12 protein-coding genes are annotated in these 17,197 nt (G+C 69.7%); 3 read left to right on the top strand and 9 right to left on the bottom strand.

Annotated features, from left to right (window positions below):
- Positions 1–85: 85 nt before the first annotated feature.
- The 4 genes from ACX80F_RS01755 to ACX80F_RS01740 all read right to left on the bottom strand — a co-directional run bounded on the left by ACX80F_RS01755 (position 86) and on the right by ACX80F_RS01740 (position 8,577).
- Positions 86–1,564, bottom strand: coding sequence for a sensor histidine kinase (locus tag ACX80F_RS01755; protein WP_459334659.1), 1,479 nt, complete (start codon positions 1,562–1,564; stop codon positions 86–88).
- Positions 1,565–1,721: 157 nt separating this feature from the next.
- Positions 1,722–6,545, bottom strand: coding sequence for an NAD-glutamate dehydrogenase (locus tag ACX80F_RS01750; protein WP_459334658.1), 4,824 nt, complete (start codon positions 6,543–6,545; stop codon positions 1,722–1,724).
- 47 nt (positions 6,546–6,592) lie between these two features.
- Positions 6,593–7,924 carry an AAA family ATPase gene (locus ACX80F_RS01745; protein ID WP_459334657.1) on the bottom strand — a complete coding sequence of 444 codons (1,332 nt, stop codon included), beginning with the start codon at positions 7,922–7,924 and terminating at the stop codon, positions 6,593–6,595.
- Positions 7,921–8,577 carry an SAF domain-containing protein gene (locus tag ACX80F_RS01740; protein ID WP_459334656.1) on the bottom strand — a complete coding sequence of 219 codons (657 nt, stop codon included), beginning with the start codon at positions 8,575–8,577 and terminating at the stop codon, positions 7,921–7,923. Before ACX80F_RS01740 ends, ACX80F_RS01745 begins: the two co-directional genes overlap by 4 nt.
- Before the next feature lie 186 nt (positions 8,578–8,763).
- On the opposite strand from ACX80F_RS01740, the gene ACX80F_RS01735 reads away from it, so the two are divergent.
- Positions 8,764–8,991 (top strand): helix-turn-helix domain-containing protein, encoded by a 228-nt coding sequence (locus ACX80F_RS01735; RefSeq protein WP_459334655.1) that lies wholly within the window; start codon positions 8,764–8,766, stop codon positions 8,989–8,991.
- 30 nt (positions 8,992–9,021) lie between these two features.
- On the opposite strand, the gene ACX80F_RS01730 is transcribed toward ACX80F_RS01735, so the two are convergent.
- A complete protein-coding gene (locus tag ACX80F_RS01730) occupies positions 9,022–9,582 on the bottom strand; it encodes a hypothetical protein (protein WP_459334654.1) in 561 nt (186 codons plus the stop codon).
- Positions 9,583–9,704: 122 nt separating this feature from the next.
- Here ACX80F_RS01730 and ACX80F_RS01725 point away from each other — a divergent pair, with 122 nt between their 5' ends.
- A complete protein-coding gene (locus tag ACX80F_RS01725) occupies positions 9,705–10,538 on the top strand; it encodes a LysM peptidoglycan-binding domain-containing protein (protein WP_459334653.1) in 834 nt (277 codons plus the stop codon).
- A gap of 53 nt (positions 10,539–10,591) precedes the next feature.
- Positions 10,592–11,173, top strand: a complete 582-nt coding sequence (locus ACX80F_RS01720) for an Rv3235 family protein (protein WP_459334652.1) — start codon at positions 10,592–10,594, stop codon at positions 11,171–11,173.
- Here ACX80F_RS01720 and secA read toward each other — a convergent pair whose 3' ends face one another.
- The 4 genes from secA to ACX80F_RS01700 all read right to left on the bottom strand — a co-directional run bounded on the left by secA (position 11,174) and on the right by ACX80F_RS01700 (position 17,178).
- Positions 11,174–13,882, bottom strand: coding sequence for a preprotein translocase subunit SecA (secA, locus tag ACX80F_RS01715; RefSeq protein ID WP_459334651.1), 2,709 nt, complete (start codon positions 13,880–13,882; stop codon positions 11,174–11,176). It abuts the gene before it with no gap.
- 123 nt (positions 13,883–14,005) lie between these two features.
- Complete coding sequence (locus tag ACX80F_RS01710; protein WP_459334650.1) at positions 14,006–15,217, bottom strand: winged helix-turn-helix domain-containing protein; 1,212 nt, start codon at positions 15,215–15,217, stop codon at positions 14,006–14,008.
- A 100-nt stretch (positions 15,218–15,317) separates the two neighbouring features.
- Entirely contained in the window at positions 15,318–16,040 is a 723-nt protein-coding gene (hpf, locus tag ACX80F_RS01705) for a ribosome hibernation-promoting factor, HPF/YfiA family (protein WP_459334649.1), read from the bottom strand.
- 193 nt (positions 16,041–16,233) lie between these two features.
- Complete coding sequence (locus tag ACX80F_RS01700; RefSeq protein WP_459334648.1) at positions 16,234–17,178, bottom strand: ComF family protein; 945 nt, start codon at positions 17,176–17,178, stop codon at positions 16,234–16,236.
- Between the last annotated feature and the right edge of the window lie 19 nt (positions 17,179–17,197).

Below are 17,197 nucleotides of genomic sequence, written 5' to 3'. Positions count from 1 at the left end.
GCTCCGGTTGATCGATGAAGGGCCGCCCCGGGGCGGCCCTTCGTCGTCGGGGCCGTCGTCGGGGCACGACGGCCGGCCGGCAGACCTATGATCCCTGGTTGAGGCGCAGTCCCAGTTCGAGCGCGACCGACGTCCCGCCGCCGGGACGCGTGCTCCAGGTGATCGTCCCGTCGAGCTCGCTCGTGACCAGCGTCCTGACGATCTGCAGGCCCAGTCCTTCTGCGTGTCCGCCGATAGGCAGGCCGACGCCGTCGTCCTCGATGGTGACGCGGAGGATCTCCTGGCCGTCCTCCTCCGTCCGACGGTTTGCCCGTAGCCACACGGTCCCGGCCCGGCCGGACAGACCGTGCTCGACGGCGTTGGTCACGAGTTCATTGATCACCAGCGCGAGCGGCGTCGCGAGGTCGCTCGGAAGCTCCCCGAAGTCGCCGCTCCGTTCGGTCCGCACCGCCTGGGACGGTGATGCGACCTCGGCGGACAGACGGAACTGGCGGGAGATGAGCTCGTCGAAGTCGACGCTCTGCGCGAGGCCCTGCGACAGCGTCTCGTGCACCAGGGCGATCGTGGACACGCGCCGCATGGCCTGCTCGAGGCCGAGCTTCCCCTCATCGCTGACCATCCTGCGCGACTGCATCCGCAACAGCGCGGCCACGGTCTGCAGGTTGTTCTTCACGCGGTGGTGGATTTCACGGATGGTGGCGTCCTTCGACACGAGTTCCATCTCGCGGCGCCGGAGCTCCGATACGTCCCGGCATAGGACCAGGGCCCCGAAGCGCTCCTTCTCGTCCCGCAACGGGATGGCCCGCAGGGACAGGCTCACGCCCCGGGACTCGATCTCCGTGCGCCACGGCATCCTGCCGGTCACCACCAGGGGCAGCGTCTCGTCGACCATGCGCCGGTCCTTCAGGAGGCCCGTGGTGATCTCGGCGAGGGGCCTCCCCTCGAGCGTCTCCACATCCCCGAGGCGACGGAAGGCCGACACCCCGTTGGGGCTCGCGTACTGGACGATCCCGTCGACGTCGAGCCGGATCAACCCGTCACCCACGCGGGGGGCGCCACGGCGGGACCCGGTCGGCGTGGCGAAGTCGGGCCACAGACCCAGCGTGCCCATGCGCAGGAGGTCGTAGGCGCACTGGCGGTAGGTCAGTTCGAGCCGTGACGGCATCCTCGAGCTGGACAGGTCCATGTGGGTGGTCACGACGGCGAGGGTGCGGCCGTTCCGCACCATGGGGACGGCCTCGACCCGCATGGCCATCTCCGTGGTCCAGTTGGTCTCGCCCGAGCGCTCGATCTTCTGCGACGACCAGGCGACGTCGACGAGCGGCTGGAGGTCGGCGCGGATCCGCTCGCCCACGAAGTCGCTGTGGAAGACGGTGTGCGACGTCGACGGTCGGGCATGCGCCAGCGCGACGTACCCGCCGCCGTCGAGCGGGAACCACAGCGCGAGGTCGGCGAATGCGAGGTCGGCGACCATCTGCCAGTCCCCCACCAGCAGATGCAGCCACTCGGCGTCGCCGGGCTCGAACCCGGCGAACTCTCGGATCGGATCAGTGAAGATGGCCATGAAGTTCCTCTGTAGCTCGGGCAGGCACGGCATCGCCCCGGGGCGTCCCGCGCGGCGAACCAAGCGCAGGGCCGACCACCGTCGGCTGCAGGAGCTGCGCGGGGATGCCGGTGTCCAGTCTGTCACTCCCGGTGGGGAGCGCCCACCGGGAGGACCATCAGCGGACGATCGAGCGGAGGAGCCGCAGTGCGACCGACAGCGACGAGATGTCGTCCTGCTCCAGCATGTTCACCTCGGCGAACATGGCGCTGGCCCGCTGGAGCTGGTCCTCGTTCTGGTCCTGCCAGGCCTGCAGCCGCTCCCCTGCATCGCGACCCTGCAGGTCCTGCGACGCCCGCATGACTGCCACGGTGATGTCCGCTGCCGTGGAGTAGAGATCATCACGCAGCGCCGCACGTGCAAGCGCCTGCCAGCGGTCCTTCCGCGGCAGCTTCGTGATGCGCTCCAGCAGGTCGTCGACCTCGAAGCGGGCGTACACGGCGTAGTAGACGCGGGCGATGTTCTCCACGGGCTCGTCGATCCTGCGCGTGCAGTGCGCGATGTCGAGCAGGGCGAAGGATTCGAACTGTTCGGCCCAGCGCCGGCCGAGCTCGTCCGGAAGCTGCCACTCGGCGGCCCGCTCCCTCCAGCGGAGCGCCCGTTCCAGGTCGCGTCCGCGCAGGTACTCGCTGAGGTGCAGGCGGAACGGTGCGATCAGAGGCTTGAACGCCTCGACGTCCTGATCGACGGACGTGCCCACCTCGACGTGGTTCACGAACCAGCGCACGGCGCGGTCCAGGAGCCGGCGCAGGTCGAGGTGCACGGTGCACCAGTGCTCCGTGGGGAAGTCTGCCGGCAATGCCGCGAGCGCGTCGACGGTCTCGTCCAGCGAGTAGATCTCGCGCAGGGCGACGAAGGCGCGGGCGATGACCGTCTCGGGAACGGAGGTCTCCTCCATCACACGGAAGGCGAACGTGATCCCGCCCAGGTTGATGATGTCGTTGGCGACGACGGTGGAGATGATCTCCCGGCGCAGGGGGTGCGTGTCGAGCAGGTCGTCGAACTGCTCGACGAGCCGGCGGGGGAAGTACCGCCGCAGCGTACCGCTGAAGTAGGGATCGTCGGCGAGGGTGCTGGCCGACAGTGCCCGGGTGAGTTCGATTTTCGCGTAGGCCGCGAGGACGGAGAGTTCCGGCGAGGTGAGGCCCTGGCCCGCGTCGATCCGTTTCCGCAGCTCCGCCGTGGTCGGCAGGGCTTCGAGGTCCCGGTCGAGATCGGCCTTCTTCTCCAGCCAGTCCATCATGCGCTCGTAGCTCGGGCCCCATTCGACGACCCGCTGGCGGTCGTTGAGCAGCAGCACGTTCTGGTCGATGTTGTCCTGCAGCACGAGGCGGCCGACCTCGTCGGTCATCGACTGCAGGAATTCCGTGCGTTCCTCCGGCTGAAGGCGCCCGGCGCGCACCATGCGGTCGACGAAGATCTTGATGTTGACCTCGTGGTCCGAGCAGTCCACGCCGGCGCTGTTGTCGATGGCGTCGGTGTTGAGGATGACCCCGGACAGCGCGGCCTCGATGCGCCCGCGCTGGGTCATCCCGAGGTTCCCGCCCTCGCCGACGACGCGCGCGCGCAGTTCGCTGCCGTTCACGCGGATGGCGTCGTTGGCACGGTCGCCGACCTCGGCGTTCGTCTCGTCCGAGGCCTTCACGTAGGTGCCGATCCCGCCGTTGTACAGCAGGTCGGCGGGGGCGCGGAGAATGGCGCGCAGGAGTTCGGGCGGGCTCAGCCGGGTGACCCCGGTCCCGAGGCCCAGTGCCTCCGCCACCTCGGGCGAGATGGGGACGGACTTGGCCTGCCGCGGATACACGCCGCCGCCGGAGCTGATGAGCGAGGCGTCGTAGTCCTCCCAGCTCGATCGGGGGAGCTCGAACAGGCGCCGCCGCTCGGCGAACGAGGCCGCGGCGTCCGGATTCGGGTCGAGGAAGATGTGGCGGTGGTCGAAGGCCGCCAGGAGGCGGATGTGCTCGGAGAGGAGCATCCCGTTCCCGAAGACGTCACCGCTCATGTCTCCCACGCCGACGACGGTGAAGTCGTCGGTCTGGGTGTCGACGTCGAACTCGCTGAAGTGCCGTTTCACGGATTCCCAGGCACCGCGCGCGGTGATGCCCATGGCCTTGTGGTCGTAGCCCACGGATCCACCGGAGGCGAAGGCGTCACCGAGCCAGAAGTCGTACTCGGCGGACAGCTCGTTGGCGATGTCCGAGAACGACGCCGTGCCCTTGTCCGCCGCGACCACGAGGTAGGTGTCGTCGTCGTCGTGCCGGACCACCCGGGGCGGTGGCGCCACGGTCTCTGTGGTCCCGTTCGTGATGATGTTGTCCGTGATGTCGAGCAGTCCGCGGATGAAGGTGCGGTAGCTGGCCTGGCCCTCACTGATCCAGGCCTGACGATCGAGTGAGGGATCGGGCAGCTGCTTGGCGAAGAAGCCACCCTTGGCCCCGGTCGGCACGATCACCGCGTTCTTCACGGTCTGGGCCTTCACGAGGCCGAGCACCTCGGTCCGGAAGTCCTCGCGCCGGTCCGACCAGCGCAGACCGCCGCGTGCCACCTTGCCGAACCGCAGGTGCACTCCCTCGACCTGCGGGGAGTAGACCCAGATCTCGAACTTCGGCCGGGGGAACGGGGCGCCGGTGATGCGGGACGTGTCGAACTTCAGGCTGATGTGGCGCTTGTCCTGGAAGTAGTTGGTCCGCAGCGTCGCCTCGATGAGGTTGGCGAAGGTCCTGAGGACGCGGTCCGCGTCGAGGGTCGGAACCTGCTCGAGGCCCTCCTCGAGCGTGGCCCGGGCGGCGTCCGACGCCGCGTCCCGGTCACCCTGGAGGTCGGGATCGAAGCGCGCGGTGAACAGCGCCACGAGGGCCCGGGTGACGCCCGGGTTGCGGAGCAGGGTGTCTGCCACGAAACCGTAGGAATTGGCGTTGCCCATCTGGCGCATGTACTTCGCGTAGGCCCGGAGGATCACCACCTGGCGCCACCCGAGTTCCTCGGTGAGCACGAGCCGGTCGAACTGATCGGACTCGCTGTCGCCCATCACGGCCGCTGTGAACGCGTCACGGAGCAGCGGCGCGGTGTCGAGCGGGGAGACGCCGGACGGTAGCTTCAGCCCGAGGTCGTACAGGAAGAACGACCGGTCGTCCGAGCGGGTGATCTCGAAAGGCCGCTCGTCCAGCACCTCGAGACCGAGGTTGTGGAAATAGGGCAGGATCTGGGTGAGGCTCTTCGCCTCGGTCAGGTAGAGCTTGAGACGTGCATCCTCCCCGTCCTGTCGCTGCGGCACGTACACGTGGAGCTGCGGGGCTCCGTCGCCGGCGTCGGCCAGCTGCTCGAACCGTGAGATGTCCTCCAGGGCGTCCTCGACCTCGTAGTCGACGCGGTAGCTGGGAGGGAAGGACTCCGCCCACAGTGTCGCCAGACGCTCCGCCCTGTCCTGCTCGAACCTCTGCTGCGCTACCTCGACCACGCCCTCGGACCAGGAGCGGGCGGCGCGGACGAGTCGTTCCTCGAGCTCGGCGGCGTCGAAGTCGGGGATCTCCACGCCCCGCTGGATCCTGATGCGGAAGAACAACCGCGCGAGCGCGGACTCGCTCATCCGCGCCTCGAAGTCGATCGACTCCGCCCTGAGTGCCGTGCCCAGCTCGCCTTCGATGCGCTGCCGCACATTGGTGGTGTAGCGATCCCGGGGAAGATAGACGAGGGCGGACATGAAACGGCCGTACACGTCGGGCCGGAGGAACAGCCGGGTCCGCCGCCGCTCCTGCAGGCCCAGGATCCCGAGCGCCGTGGACACCAGATCCGCGACGTCGACCTGGAACAGTTCGTCGCGCGGGTAGGTCTCGAGGATGGACAGCAGGTCCTTGCCCGAGTGCGAGTCGGAGGGGAATCCGCAGCGGCGCAGCACCTCGGCGACCTTGTCGCGGACAACGGGCACGTTGAGGACCGACCCGGTGTAGGCGCTGGTCGCGAACAGACCGATGAAGCGGCGCTCACCGTCCACGTTGCCCTGCGCGTCGAAGCTCTTGATACCGATGTAGTCGAGGTACGCCGCGCGGTGCACGGTCGACCGCGAGTTCGCCTTCGTGATCACCAGGACCCGCCGTTCGCGCGCCTTCGCGCGTCCGGCCGCAGTGAGCTGCTGCAGGTGCGAAGTGCCGTGCCGGAGCAGTCCGAGACCGCTGCCTTCCCGGACCAGGAGCGCATCGGCCCCCTCCTCGTCCTTCACGAGGTCGTACTCCTTGTAGCCGAGGAAGGTGAAATTGCCGTCGTCGAGCCATTGGAGGAGTTCCTGTGCCTGGCGCAGGTCGGGAAGCTGCTCGGCACCGGCGACCGATCCGAGCGACGCCTCGATGGAGCGCGCCGTGTCGCGCATCACGGGCCAGTCCTCGACCGCGGCGCGGACATCACCCAGTACCCGGTGCAGGCCTTCGATGAGTTTTTCCTTCGCTGCGGCGTCGGACGTCCGTGTGATCTCGACGGAGATCCATGACTCGATGTGCGTGGTACGTCCGTCCAGGCCGACGAGGTCCCCGATGTCGGGCAGGGCCGCGGTGTCCCCACTGGATGCCCCGGCGGTCGAGGGCACGCGCTCGAGCGCCGTAAGGGCGTGGGATTGGTCCTCCCGTACTGCGAGGAAGGTGGGGTGCACCACCAGCCGGATCGCCGCGTTCTGGCGGACCAGCTCGGCCGTGACGGAGTCGACGAGGAACGGCATGTCGTCGGTGACGATCATGACGATGCTCGAGGTGCCCTGGTCCATGACGCCGACGGCGGCTGTTCCCGGCTCGCGGGATTCGGCGAGATCACGGTGGGCGAACGCCCGCTGGCGGAGGTCGGTGGGCGAGTATCCGGCGGCGTCCTCCGCCGCGAGGTGTTCGAAGTAATGCTCTACGTATTCCTCCCGTGACGTGTCCGAGCTTGACTGATCCGTTGTGCTGGATCCAGACGACATGGGAAAGGCCTCCGTAACGAGATGAAAGGCCGCTCCATTGCGACCTCTTACCGTGGAAGCCTAGCCGGGATGCCCGGAAACTTCACGTTCCGCGGCCGCCATCCGGCCCGCCGCCGCCGCGCCTCCCCGGCCGCTGGGACGTCGGCGAGAACAGCGATCGCGAGCCTCAGCGGCGAGCCCGGCGCGGTCTCGAGCAGGGCCGTTCCGGCGAGCAGCGCACGGTCGGCCGCCGGATGGTCCACAGGCAGGAGAGCGGAGATCTCGATGGACGGCCCGAAGCGCTCCCACGCCTCCCGCAACTGCGTCTCCGGAGCGCGGCCCACTGCCTCGGACCGCACCTTGTTGAACACCACCCGGGGTCTCACGGTCGGAACGGCGTCGCCGAGTTCCGCGAGCGCCTTCACCAGGCGCGGCACGCCGATGGTATCCGCTGCTCCGATCGCGAAGACCGTGTCCGCGACCTCCAGGCAGCGCAGGGTCGCCCCGTTGCGGCGTGGCGCGAGAGTGTCGAAGCTGAGCTCCTCGTCAGCCTCCAGGCAGAATCCGCAGTCGACGACGATCACCTCCGCGAGGGAGCGCCCGGCCTCGAGGACCTTGCCGAGGGCCGCGGGCCGCACCTCGGGCCACCGGTCCGGGCGGGTGATGCCCGTCAGGACCCGAAGGCGGCCGCCCTTCACCGCGACGCTCACCGCGATCCTACCCAGCGCCGGGGCGTCGAACCACCCCTGGTCCGCGATGCGGCAGGCCTGCGCCAGCCCGGCCGATTCGTCCAGCAACCCGAGCGAGGCACCGATGCTCGCCCCGTAGGTGTCGGCATCGACCAGCAGGACCGAACTGCCCGCCGCGGCGAGCTCGGCGGCCATGTTGAGGGCCAGGGTGGTGCGCCCCGGGGCGCCGGGCGGTCCCCATACGGCAACGACGCGCCCTGCACCGGGCTCTTCTGCCGCGGCGGCGGGCAGGGCCGCCACGGCGTCGGGCAGGTCCAGCGGATCGGAGTAGGCGAGGGACCCCTGCACGCGGGCAGGCTCCGCCTCGAACCGTCCCACCGCCGCGGTGACGGCTGCCGCCAGCGCCGCCGGCTCCGCCGTCACCTCGACGTACTCGATCCCGTCGATGACGGTCCCGCCCGGTGCCGGGAGCCGATCGCAGAGCGCGACGACGACAGCGCCGGTGAAGCGCAGGCGGTCGACGAGGGACGTGGTGAGGTCGGCGGCGCCGGGGGCGATGATCACCGCACGCGCGAGTCCGCTCTGGCAGAGGGCGACGAGCTCGGTGAGGTCCGTGCAGCGGCGCACGACGGTCACGGGTCCGCGCAGCTGTTCCAGCCCGGGCACATGGGCGTTCGCCTCAGCGCCGAGGGTGACGACCGGGATGCTCACGAACCCGCCCCCGGGTTCAGGACGACGGCGATCCGGGCGTCGTTGGACAGTGCGCCCAGCAACTCGGGCATCGCGTCGTCGTCCACGAGGACCTGGACGAGCGTGGAGGAGCTCGCTCCGAGGGCGGACTCCCCCACGGTCAGTTCCGCCACCTCGGCGGCCTCGAGGAGCAGCCGGGGTTCCTCATAGGAATTGGTGTCGGTCCGCAGAGAGACCCAGACATCCACCCGGTCGCCTGCCGCGGTCCCGCTGGGCAGCGGGTCCTCCACGGTGAGCCCGACCGGTTTGCGATCGAGTCCGTCGGTCCGGCCGACCGCGGTGACCGGGACGAGCTCACCCCGGGTGACGAGCCGTGTGGCGACCGCTCCGTCGGGGATGCCGTCGGCGACGGGCAGGTAGGCGCCGGACGCGTCCCCGAGACGGACCGGTACGGCGACCAGGTCCTCCTCGGTCAGCTTGGACCCCACGGGGAGGTCCTCCCGGGCCGAGTACACCTGCGTGGTGGTGTTCTGGCTCTCCAGGAGCGCAATCACCCCCGCAGTGGACGCGAGGACCAGGAGGAGTCCGATCAGCAGTCTCGGATCCTTCCAGGACGGTTTCCGCAGACGCGGAGCCTCACTCGGCAACTGCACGGTGCGCATGTCGGTGCTCACTGTCGTCCCCCACTCGACCGGCGGGGTCCCGATCGGGCCCCACTCCCCGCACGTCATTGTTGTGCACGGCAGGCGCCAAGGGAACCGGTCGGCCACAAATAGGATCGAGGTGTGGAGAACTGCTGCGATGGAGGACGGCGGTGGCAGACTGAACGTACACCCGCAACGATCAGGAAAGGCGGTCCCGTGGCCGAGCGGCGCTTCCTCACCCTCACCGACGTGGGCGAGGTGCTCAACATCAGTTCGTCCCAGACATACGCCCTCGTCCGATCGGGGGAACTCCCGGCCATCCAGGTGGGGGGCCGGGGTCAGTGGCGCGTGGAGACGCGGGTCCTCGAGGAGTACATCGCCCGGGCCTACGAGAAGACGGCGGCAGCAGTGAAGAACGACGCCACGAGCGCCCCGCCGGCCTGACCGCACCCGCGGGGTCGTAGGGCGCGGTCCTCAGTCCGCCGTTCCGGCCGAGTCGACGGTGTCGATGGACGCGAGAGGGACGGTCAGGATGTCCCGGCCCTGCGCCGGTCGCCTCCCACGCTCGGGTCCGGCGGTCCCGAGGTCCACGAAGTCCGTGCCGACCCTGTGGATGAGCCCTGCGTGGCGGGACGGGGGCGCCACGGTCCACAGCATCACCTGCGCCCGGTCGCGGGACAGGACCCGGAGCGCCGATCCCAGTCCCAGTCGGGCACCGACACCCGACAGCGGCCGGCCGACCTCGCGCCCGAGGCCCCGCAGCAGGTGCAGCGACGACAGCGGCACGATCACGGAGCGCCCCTCCACCGCGACGGCGATCCACTCCGACCCTACATTCGTGAGGATTCCCTCGAGCGACCGGCCGCCGCGTGTGGACAGCCCCAGCGGCCGCCCGACCTGGCCCAGCAGCCTCTGCACCAGGGTCAACCGCGACTGCTCCGCCCTCGTGCGCTCCCTGATCTCACTCTCCTGGACGACGACAGCAGCCGTCCGGAGCTGCGATTCGAGGTCGTCGAAGAGGGCATCCCAGCGCATCTTCCCAACCTAGGACCGCTCAACCGGAGCGTCAATGACACTTGTTCGGAATCAGAGAAAGCGAGTATGGACAAACTACATCAAACGCCATCAAACTGATGTTCTCGTTGAGGAGCGATGCCATGCAGACGTCAGACACGATCCAGGCCGGACTGATCCTCGGGTGCGGGGTCGTCACCTCAGGGGCGGGTGCCGCCCTCCTCGTCGGTGGGCGGCAGACACCCCGACCGGCCGTGGAGGGCGTTCTCGGCGTGGCCCTGTCGGGGATCGGACTCACCGTCGTCGGGACGTGGATGCTCCTGTTCCTCGTCGCGGTGCTCGCCGAACTGCTCCGGCGACGCGGCCCCTCCCCGATGGCGGCCCTCGCCTCCGCATGCACCCCTGCGCTGATGCGACGCCTCGCCGTCGCACTCCTCGGGGTCAATCTCCTCGCCGTCCCCGCGGTGGCGCAGGCCGCGGCCCACGGAAGCGAGGGCGGGGCGGCGCAGGCCCTGACGGCGACCGCAGCGCATGGCGACACCGAACGGGTCGCCGACCTCCGTGCGTCCGTGGATGGTCCCTGGTTCCTGGAGCGGGCTGCTCGCGCGGACGCCGACGGTCGCGACCCGCGGCGGGGCGAGGAGCGGCCCGCACCCGCTCCGGGCTCCGGGGCTCCGGGCTTCAAGGCGCCGGACCCGGCCGGCCCCGTGTCACCGGCGTGGAAGCCGGAGCCCATGCCGGTGGAGGGTGGGCCCCTGCTGCGCGGGGAGAGCCGCACCGTCCTCGAAGCGGAGGAGGCGGTCGTCGCACCGGGTGATTCCCTGTGGTCGATCGTCGCCGCCCGCCTCGGACCCCTGGCGAGCGCGGCGGACATCGCCGAGACATGGCCCCTCTGGTACCACGCCAACCGCGCCGTCATCGGGGACGATCCGTCCTTCCTGCTCCCCGGCACGGTCCTGCAGGCGCCTCCCGCGTAGCCCTCCGGTGGCACCCCCACCCGTCCTCCAGCCCATCCACGAAGGGAACCAGCATGAACCCCGTCACCCAGCTCCGTCCCGCCGCCGCCCAGCTCGCGGAGGCCAGCGGCGCGCCCCGACCACTGCTCGGATCACCGCCCCGTCCGCCGGACGCCCGGGCCGCCGTGATCCCGCTCAGGTCGACGGCAGAAGCGGCGGTACCCGCGGAAGCGGCCCGCGAGCCTGCGGCAGCCCCCGGGCCGGTGCGGGACGAACACGCCATGGGCAGTGCCGATCCGGAGGTCGAGCGCAGGATCGCGAGGATTGCACGGTCCGTCTGCCAGGGAGCGCTCGAGGTGCTGGCCGGATCACGTCCCCTGCAGCAGATGTCCCGCTGGCTCGATGCAGAGAACTACGAACGGCTCCAGCTGCGCGCCAACCTGGTGCGCTGCGTCGGCGCATCTCCGGCCGGGCTCGACGGCCTCGAGAGTGCACACCGGCGCGTCGTGGTCCGTTCCGCCCGAATCTGCCCGATCAGCCCGGGCGTGTACGAAGCCGCGGTGGTCGCGTTCGACCGGAAACGCGTCCGCGCCGTCGCTCTTCGGATAGAGCAACGGCGCGGAGCGTGGCGGGTGACCGCCCTCGAGATCGGCTGACTACTTCTTCTTGTTCTTCCTGCCGTTCGACGGCGCGGCCTGCGTCCTGCTCCGCTCCACGTGCACCTCGGCGTCGCCCTGGGCATTGGGGGCGATGAAGTTGAGTGTGGCAGGCTTGGCGGGCGCTTCGAGTCCGGCCGCCTTGATCGTCGGCGCCTGGACCAGTCCGCGGCCGTCGGTGACTCCGGGGAGACCGGTCCGGGCCGGCGCGGAGACCTCCACCTCCAGGTTGAAGAGGTAGCCGATGCTCTCCTCGCGGATCGACTCCATCATCGCCTGGAAGAGGATGAAGCCCTCACGCTGGTACTCGACCAGGGGGTCCCTCTGCGCCATCGCGCGGAGTCCGATGCCCTCCTTGAGATAGTCCATCTCGTAGAGGTGCTCCTGCCACTTCCGCCCGATGACCGACAGGACCACGCGGCGCTCGAGTTCGCGCACGGTCTGCTCCCCGAGTGCCTCCTCCCGCGCCTGGTAGGCGAGCTTCGCGTCGGAGAGGATCTCGTCGTGCAGGAAGTCGCGGGTGATCTTGGACGTACCGCCGGCCTCCTCGATGACCTCGTCGGCCGTCAGGGTGATGGGGTACAACGTCCTGAGGTTCGTCCACAGCAGCTCGTAGTCCCAGTCGTCGCCGTGTCCCTGCTCCGTCGCCTCGTCGACCATCGCCGTGACGACGTCCTCCAGGAAGAACTGCACCTTTTCCTTGAGGTCGTCGCCCTCGAGGATCCTCCGGCGGTCACCGTAGATGGCCTCGCGCTGACGGTTCAGCACGTCGTCGTACTTCAGGACGTTCTTGCGCTGCTCGGCGTTGCGGCCCTCGACCTGACCCTGCGCACTCTCGATCGCCTTCGAGACCATCTTCGACTCGAGGGCGACGTCGTCGGGCATCGTCGCACTGTTCATGATGCGCTCCGCACCGCCCGAGTTGAACAGGCGCATGAGGTCATCGGTCAGGGACAGGTAGAAGCGGGACCGACCGGGATCCCCCTGGCGGCCCGAGCGGCCACGCAGCTGGTTGTCGATGCGGCGCGACTCGTGACGCTCCGTCCCGAGCACGTACAGCCCGCCGATCTCGCGGACCTCGTCCTGCTCGGCCTTGACCGCTTCCTTCGCGGCCTCGAGGGCCTCGGGCCATCGGGCCTCGTACTCCTCCGGATTGTCCGCGGGGTCGAGCCCCATCTTCTCCAGGGCCGCGACGGCGTTGAATTCCGCGTTGCCTCCGAGCATGATGTCGGTGCCGCGGCCGGCCATGTTGGTGGCGACCGTGACGGCCCCCTTGCGGCCGGCCTGGGCGATGATTGCGGCCTCACGTGCGTGGTTCTTCGCGTTCAGGACCTCGTGACGTACACCCGCCTTGGCGAGCTGCTTCGACAGGTACTCGCTCTTCTCGACGCTCGTCGTACCGACGAGGACGGGCTGTCCGGTCTCGTGGCGCTCCACGATGTCCTTGACGACGGCGTCGAACTTCGCGACCTCGTTCTTGTAGATGAGGTCGGAGAGGTCCTTGCGCGCCATCTCCCTGTTGGTGGGGATCGGGACCACTCCCAGCTTGTAGGTCGACATGAACTCGGCGGCTTCGGTCTCGGCGGTACCGGTCATGCCCGAGAGCTTGTCGTAGAGGCGGAAGTAGTTCTGCAGGGTGACGGTAGCGAGGGTCTGGTTCTCCGCCTTGATCTCGACGCCCTCCTTCGCCTCGATCGCCTGGTGCATGCCCTCGTTGTAGCGCCGTCCCGCGAGGATGCGCCCCGTGTGCTCGTCGACGATCATGACCTCGCCGTTGAGGACCACGTAGTCCTTGTCCCGCTTGAAGAGTTCCTTGGCCTTGATGGCGTTGTTCAGGAACCCGATGAGGGGCGTGTTCGCCGACTCGTACAGGTTCGTGATGCCGAGGTAGTCCTCGACCTTCTCGATGCCGTCCTCGAGGACGCCCACCGTGCGCTTCTTCTCGTCGACCTCGTAGTCGGCGTCGACGGTGAGCTTCTGGACGACCTTCGCGAATTCGTTGTACCAGCGGTTCACGTCACCCGACGCCTGGCCGCTGATGATGAGAGGGGTGCGCGCCTCGTCGATGAGGATCGAATCGACCTCGTCGACAATCGCGAAGTTGTGGCCCCGCTGCACGAGCTCCGCGGCGCTCCACGCCATGTTGTCGCGCAGGTAGTCGAACCCGAACTCGTTGTTCGTGCCGTACGTGATGTCCGCGGCGTACTGCTCACGGCGTGTCGCCGGGTCCTGCTTGGAGAGGATGCATCCGCTGGTCAGCCCGAGGAACCGGAAGACGCGTCCCATCAGGTCCGACTGGTACTCGGCGAGGTAGTCGTTGACCGTGACCACGTGGACGCCCTTGCCGCTGAGGGCGTTGAGGTAGGCGGGCGCCGTCGCGACCAGGGTCTTGCCCTCGCCGGTCTTCATCTCGGCGATGTTGCCCAGGTGGAGGGCTGCACCGCCCATGAGTTGGACGTCGAAGTGGCGCAGGCCGAGCGTGCGGCTCGACGCCTCGCGGACCGCGGCGAAGGCCTCGGGGAGGAGATCGTCCAGGGTGGCGCCGTCGGCGAGGCGCTTCTTCAGCCGCTCGGTCTCCCCGCGCAGCTCTGCGTCGGACATCTCGCGGAATTCGTCCTCCAGCACATTGATCGCGTCAGCGTAGTTCCGGAGTCGCTTCAGTGTCTTCTTATCGCCGGTGCGTAGAACTCGTTCAAGAAGTGATGGCACTGGTATTTGCTCCCAATCTGATGCTGCCCAAAGATGGCGTCTCTAGTGTACGGGAGGGACGTTCGGCCCCCGGGTTCCAGTTCCCTCACGGCACGCCGGGGCGACGCGGAACTGCGTATCCGCTCACAGTAGCGTGCCGATCTGCGAAGAGAGCGCGTCTGCAAGGTTGCCACGGTCCTCGACGACGACGTCGTCGAGCCCCAGCCATTGCGCCAGCAGGCGCAATTCGTCGGCGAGCTCGGCCGCCGTGTCGGCAGGAGCGCCGGGCTGCGCGTGGGCGGTGCGGACCAGCAGCCGCGCTGTTGCGCGGTCCGCCTTGAGGTCCACCCGCGCGGCGAAGGAGTCGCGCAGCAGGAAGGGCAGCACGTAGTACCCGTGTGTGCGCCGTTCGGCGGGAGTGTAGATCCCGATGCGGTAGTGGAAGTCGAAGAGCCGGTGGAGCCGGTCCCGCTCGAAGACCAGCGAGTCGAAGGGGCTGAGGAGCGCCCTCCCCTGTGCCTGGCGCGGGCGGGCCGCCGCGGGGTGCAGGTACCACGGCTCCACCCCGGCGTCGACGGTCACGGCCTCCAGCGCCCCGGCGCCCACCAGGGCGTCGAGGACGGACCGCGTCTCGCGGACGGGGGTGCGGAAGTAGTCGGCGACGGAACGCGCGGACGCGACGCCGAGCGCTCCCGCTGCCCGTTCGGCCAGCACCGAGAGGGACCGTGTCCTGTCCGGGACGGCGGCGGCGAGGTCGGGGTCGGGCAGCACGCGCGCGATGGGGGCGTACAGGCGTTCGAACTGGTCCGTCCGCCCTGCGGAGCCGATCTCGCCGCGGGCGAAGAGATCCTCGAGGACGCGCTTCGTGGCGGTCCACCGCCACCCCCACCCGTCGGCGGGGCGCACGGCGTCCCCACCGAGCAGCCGCTGGACGTTCGAGGCACTGAGTGGCGTGCCCTCACCGAGGAGGTCGAGGACCGCGGCTTCGAGGGATTCGCGCAGGGCCGCCGGTACGCTGCCCGCTCCCATCCAGGTCCGGCGCTGCCATGCGCGCAGGTGCGGGAAGAGCTCGGGAGGCACGAGGCTCGCCTCGTGCGCCCAGTACTCCATGAGCCTGCGCGGGGACCGGGAGTGGAGCGCATCGAACCGCGCACGGTCGTACGCTCCCAGGCGCGAGAACAGGGGCAGGTAGTGGGACCGGGTGAGGACGTTCACCGAATCGATCTGGATGACCTGCAGGCGCCGCGCGGCGCTCGCGACGGCGCGGGTGGACGGCGGCCCGTCGAGGCGGGGACGATGCAGGCCCTGGGCGGCGAGAGCGATCCGCCGTGCCTGGGCGAGGGTGAGATTCGGCATGGGCTCCTGCACGGAACTGCCTCCACGCGGGGCGCGGAGGCAGGTCCGTGAACGTCGATGGAGAAACACGGCCGGCGGGGGCCGGCCGTGCCGGTGGCGGCTAGGCGGAGGCCGCCTCCTGGGCGCGGTAGGCCAGGAGCTCCTCGGTTCCTTCCGCTCCGTTGGAGTCGAGGGTGATGACTCCGTAGGTCCAGGCCTGGCGCCGGTACACCACCGAGGGGGCTCCGGTGGCGGAGTCGACGAAGAGGTAGAAGTCGTGGCCGACGAGTTCCATGCTGTCGACGGCGTCGTCCAGGCTCATGGGGACGCCGGAGAAGACCTTGCGGCGGATCAGCACCGGCGAGTCGCCCGCGGGAACGTCCTCGGGCAGGGCGTAGGCGTCGGCGTCGTCCGGCTGCGCGGGGGGTTCCTGCTCGGCGGACGTGTTCGCCATCGCCTCGAGGTAGAGGGGCTTCGCAGGATCGGCCGGTTCGAGATCGGCCGTGGCGACGCGGACGGCCACCGGGGTGTGGCGGCCGTGGTGGACCTTGCGGCGGTCCCGGGCACGGCGCAGGCGCTCGAGGAGTTTCCCGTAGGCGAGGTCGAACGCGGCGAACTTGTCGGCTGCCGATGCCTCGGCCCGGACCACCGGCCCCCTGCAGATCACCGTCAGCTCGACCGTGAGGGAGGTCTCCGCCATGCGGGCACTGGGCTCCTTGGTGATTTTCGCATCGACGCGCTGCACCTTGTCGCCGAGTTGCTCTATCTTGTCGATCTTCTCCGTCGCGTACTCACGGAAACGGTCCGATACCGCAAGGTTCCGACCATTGATCACGAATTCCATGGTGCCCTCCACATCACTAGGTGATACGACGGCGGCCGAGGCGTTTCCCCAGAGCCGCCACCGACGGGTACGTATCGTCACTGTGTTGTACCCGTACTTCACGGTAGTTCACCCCCCTCCGTTATTCATCCCTCGCCGCTCCGAACTTTCCGGTACTCCGCCCCGCGAGTGCTGTGTAGGGTGGCCGATCCCGTTATCTGCCCGGCCCGGTCCGGGCAGGCGGGGCCGTCGCCGCGACGACGACGGCGCCCAGCACCCGGGCACCACACCCGCGCAGGACGCGGTGCAGCTCACCGATTGTCGCCCCGGTGGTGAGGACGTCATCGACGACGATGCAGTCGCGGCCCGCGAGCAGCGCCCGCGCATCCCTGACGCCGCGCATCGAGTACAGGACATTCGTGCGGCGCCGGGTACGGTCCAGGGCCTTCTGCCCGCCGCGCGTCCCGGACAGCGCGGCGGCAGCGGCCCGGAGGGTCGCTCCGGGTCCTCCGCGGGGGGTATCGGCCAGGCGCGCGACCGGGCCCACGTGGCGCGCCCCCGCGGCGATCATCGCCCCGGCCGGGAGGCCGCCGTTCCGGTCCAGGCGGGACAGCAGCAGCCTGAGCGGGTCGTAGCCGCGCCGCCGCCGCGACGAGGCGCGGCCCGGCACGGGGACGAGCAGGACCGGGCGTGCCGCACCGTACCCCGCCCCGCCCGCCCGCAGCTGCGCCACGGCCTCGTGCAGTGCTCCGGCCAGCGCCGCCGCCACGGGGGCCGCGAGGTCGACGTGCCCGTGATTCTTGTAGGCCAGCAGGACGGCCGACACGGCGTGCCGGTAGCGCCCGGCGGCGATCACGGGAAGCGGGCCGTAGGCCGCTCCGTCGTCGAACGCACCATCGTCGGGTTCCGGTACCCCGGCCGGGCCCAGAGCGACGTCGGGCAGGAATTCCGCTCCCGACTCAGCGCGGAACGGCCGCGACGTCGCACGCCGGAAGACCGCGCCGCACCCCGGGCAGAGGGACGTGTCCCACTGCCCGCAGACCACGCAGGACGACGGCAGGACGAGCGCCGCGAAAGCGGTGGCCGCCCGCGCGGCACGCCGGTAGGGCGGTGCGAAGACGATCCGGTCCAGCATGGACCAGGGGTCGGTGACGTGCATTCCTCCAGACCATCATCAG

Source organism: Arthrobacter sp. TMS2-4, from assembly GCF_054511075.1.
The sequence above is the reverse complement of the archived record's forward strand: the minus strand, read 5'-3'. Positions and strand labels throughout refer to the sequence as shown.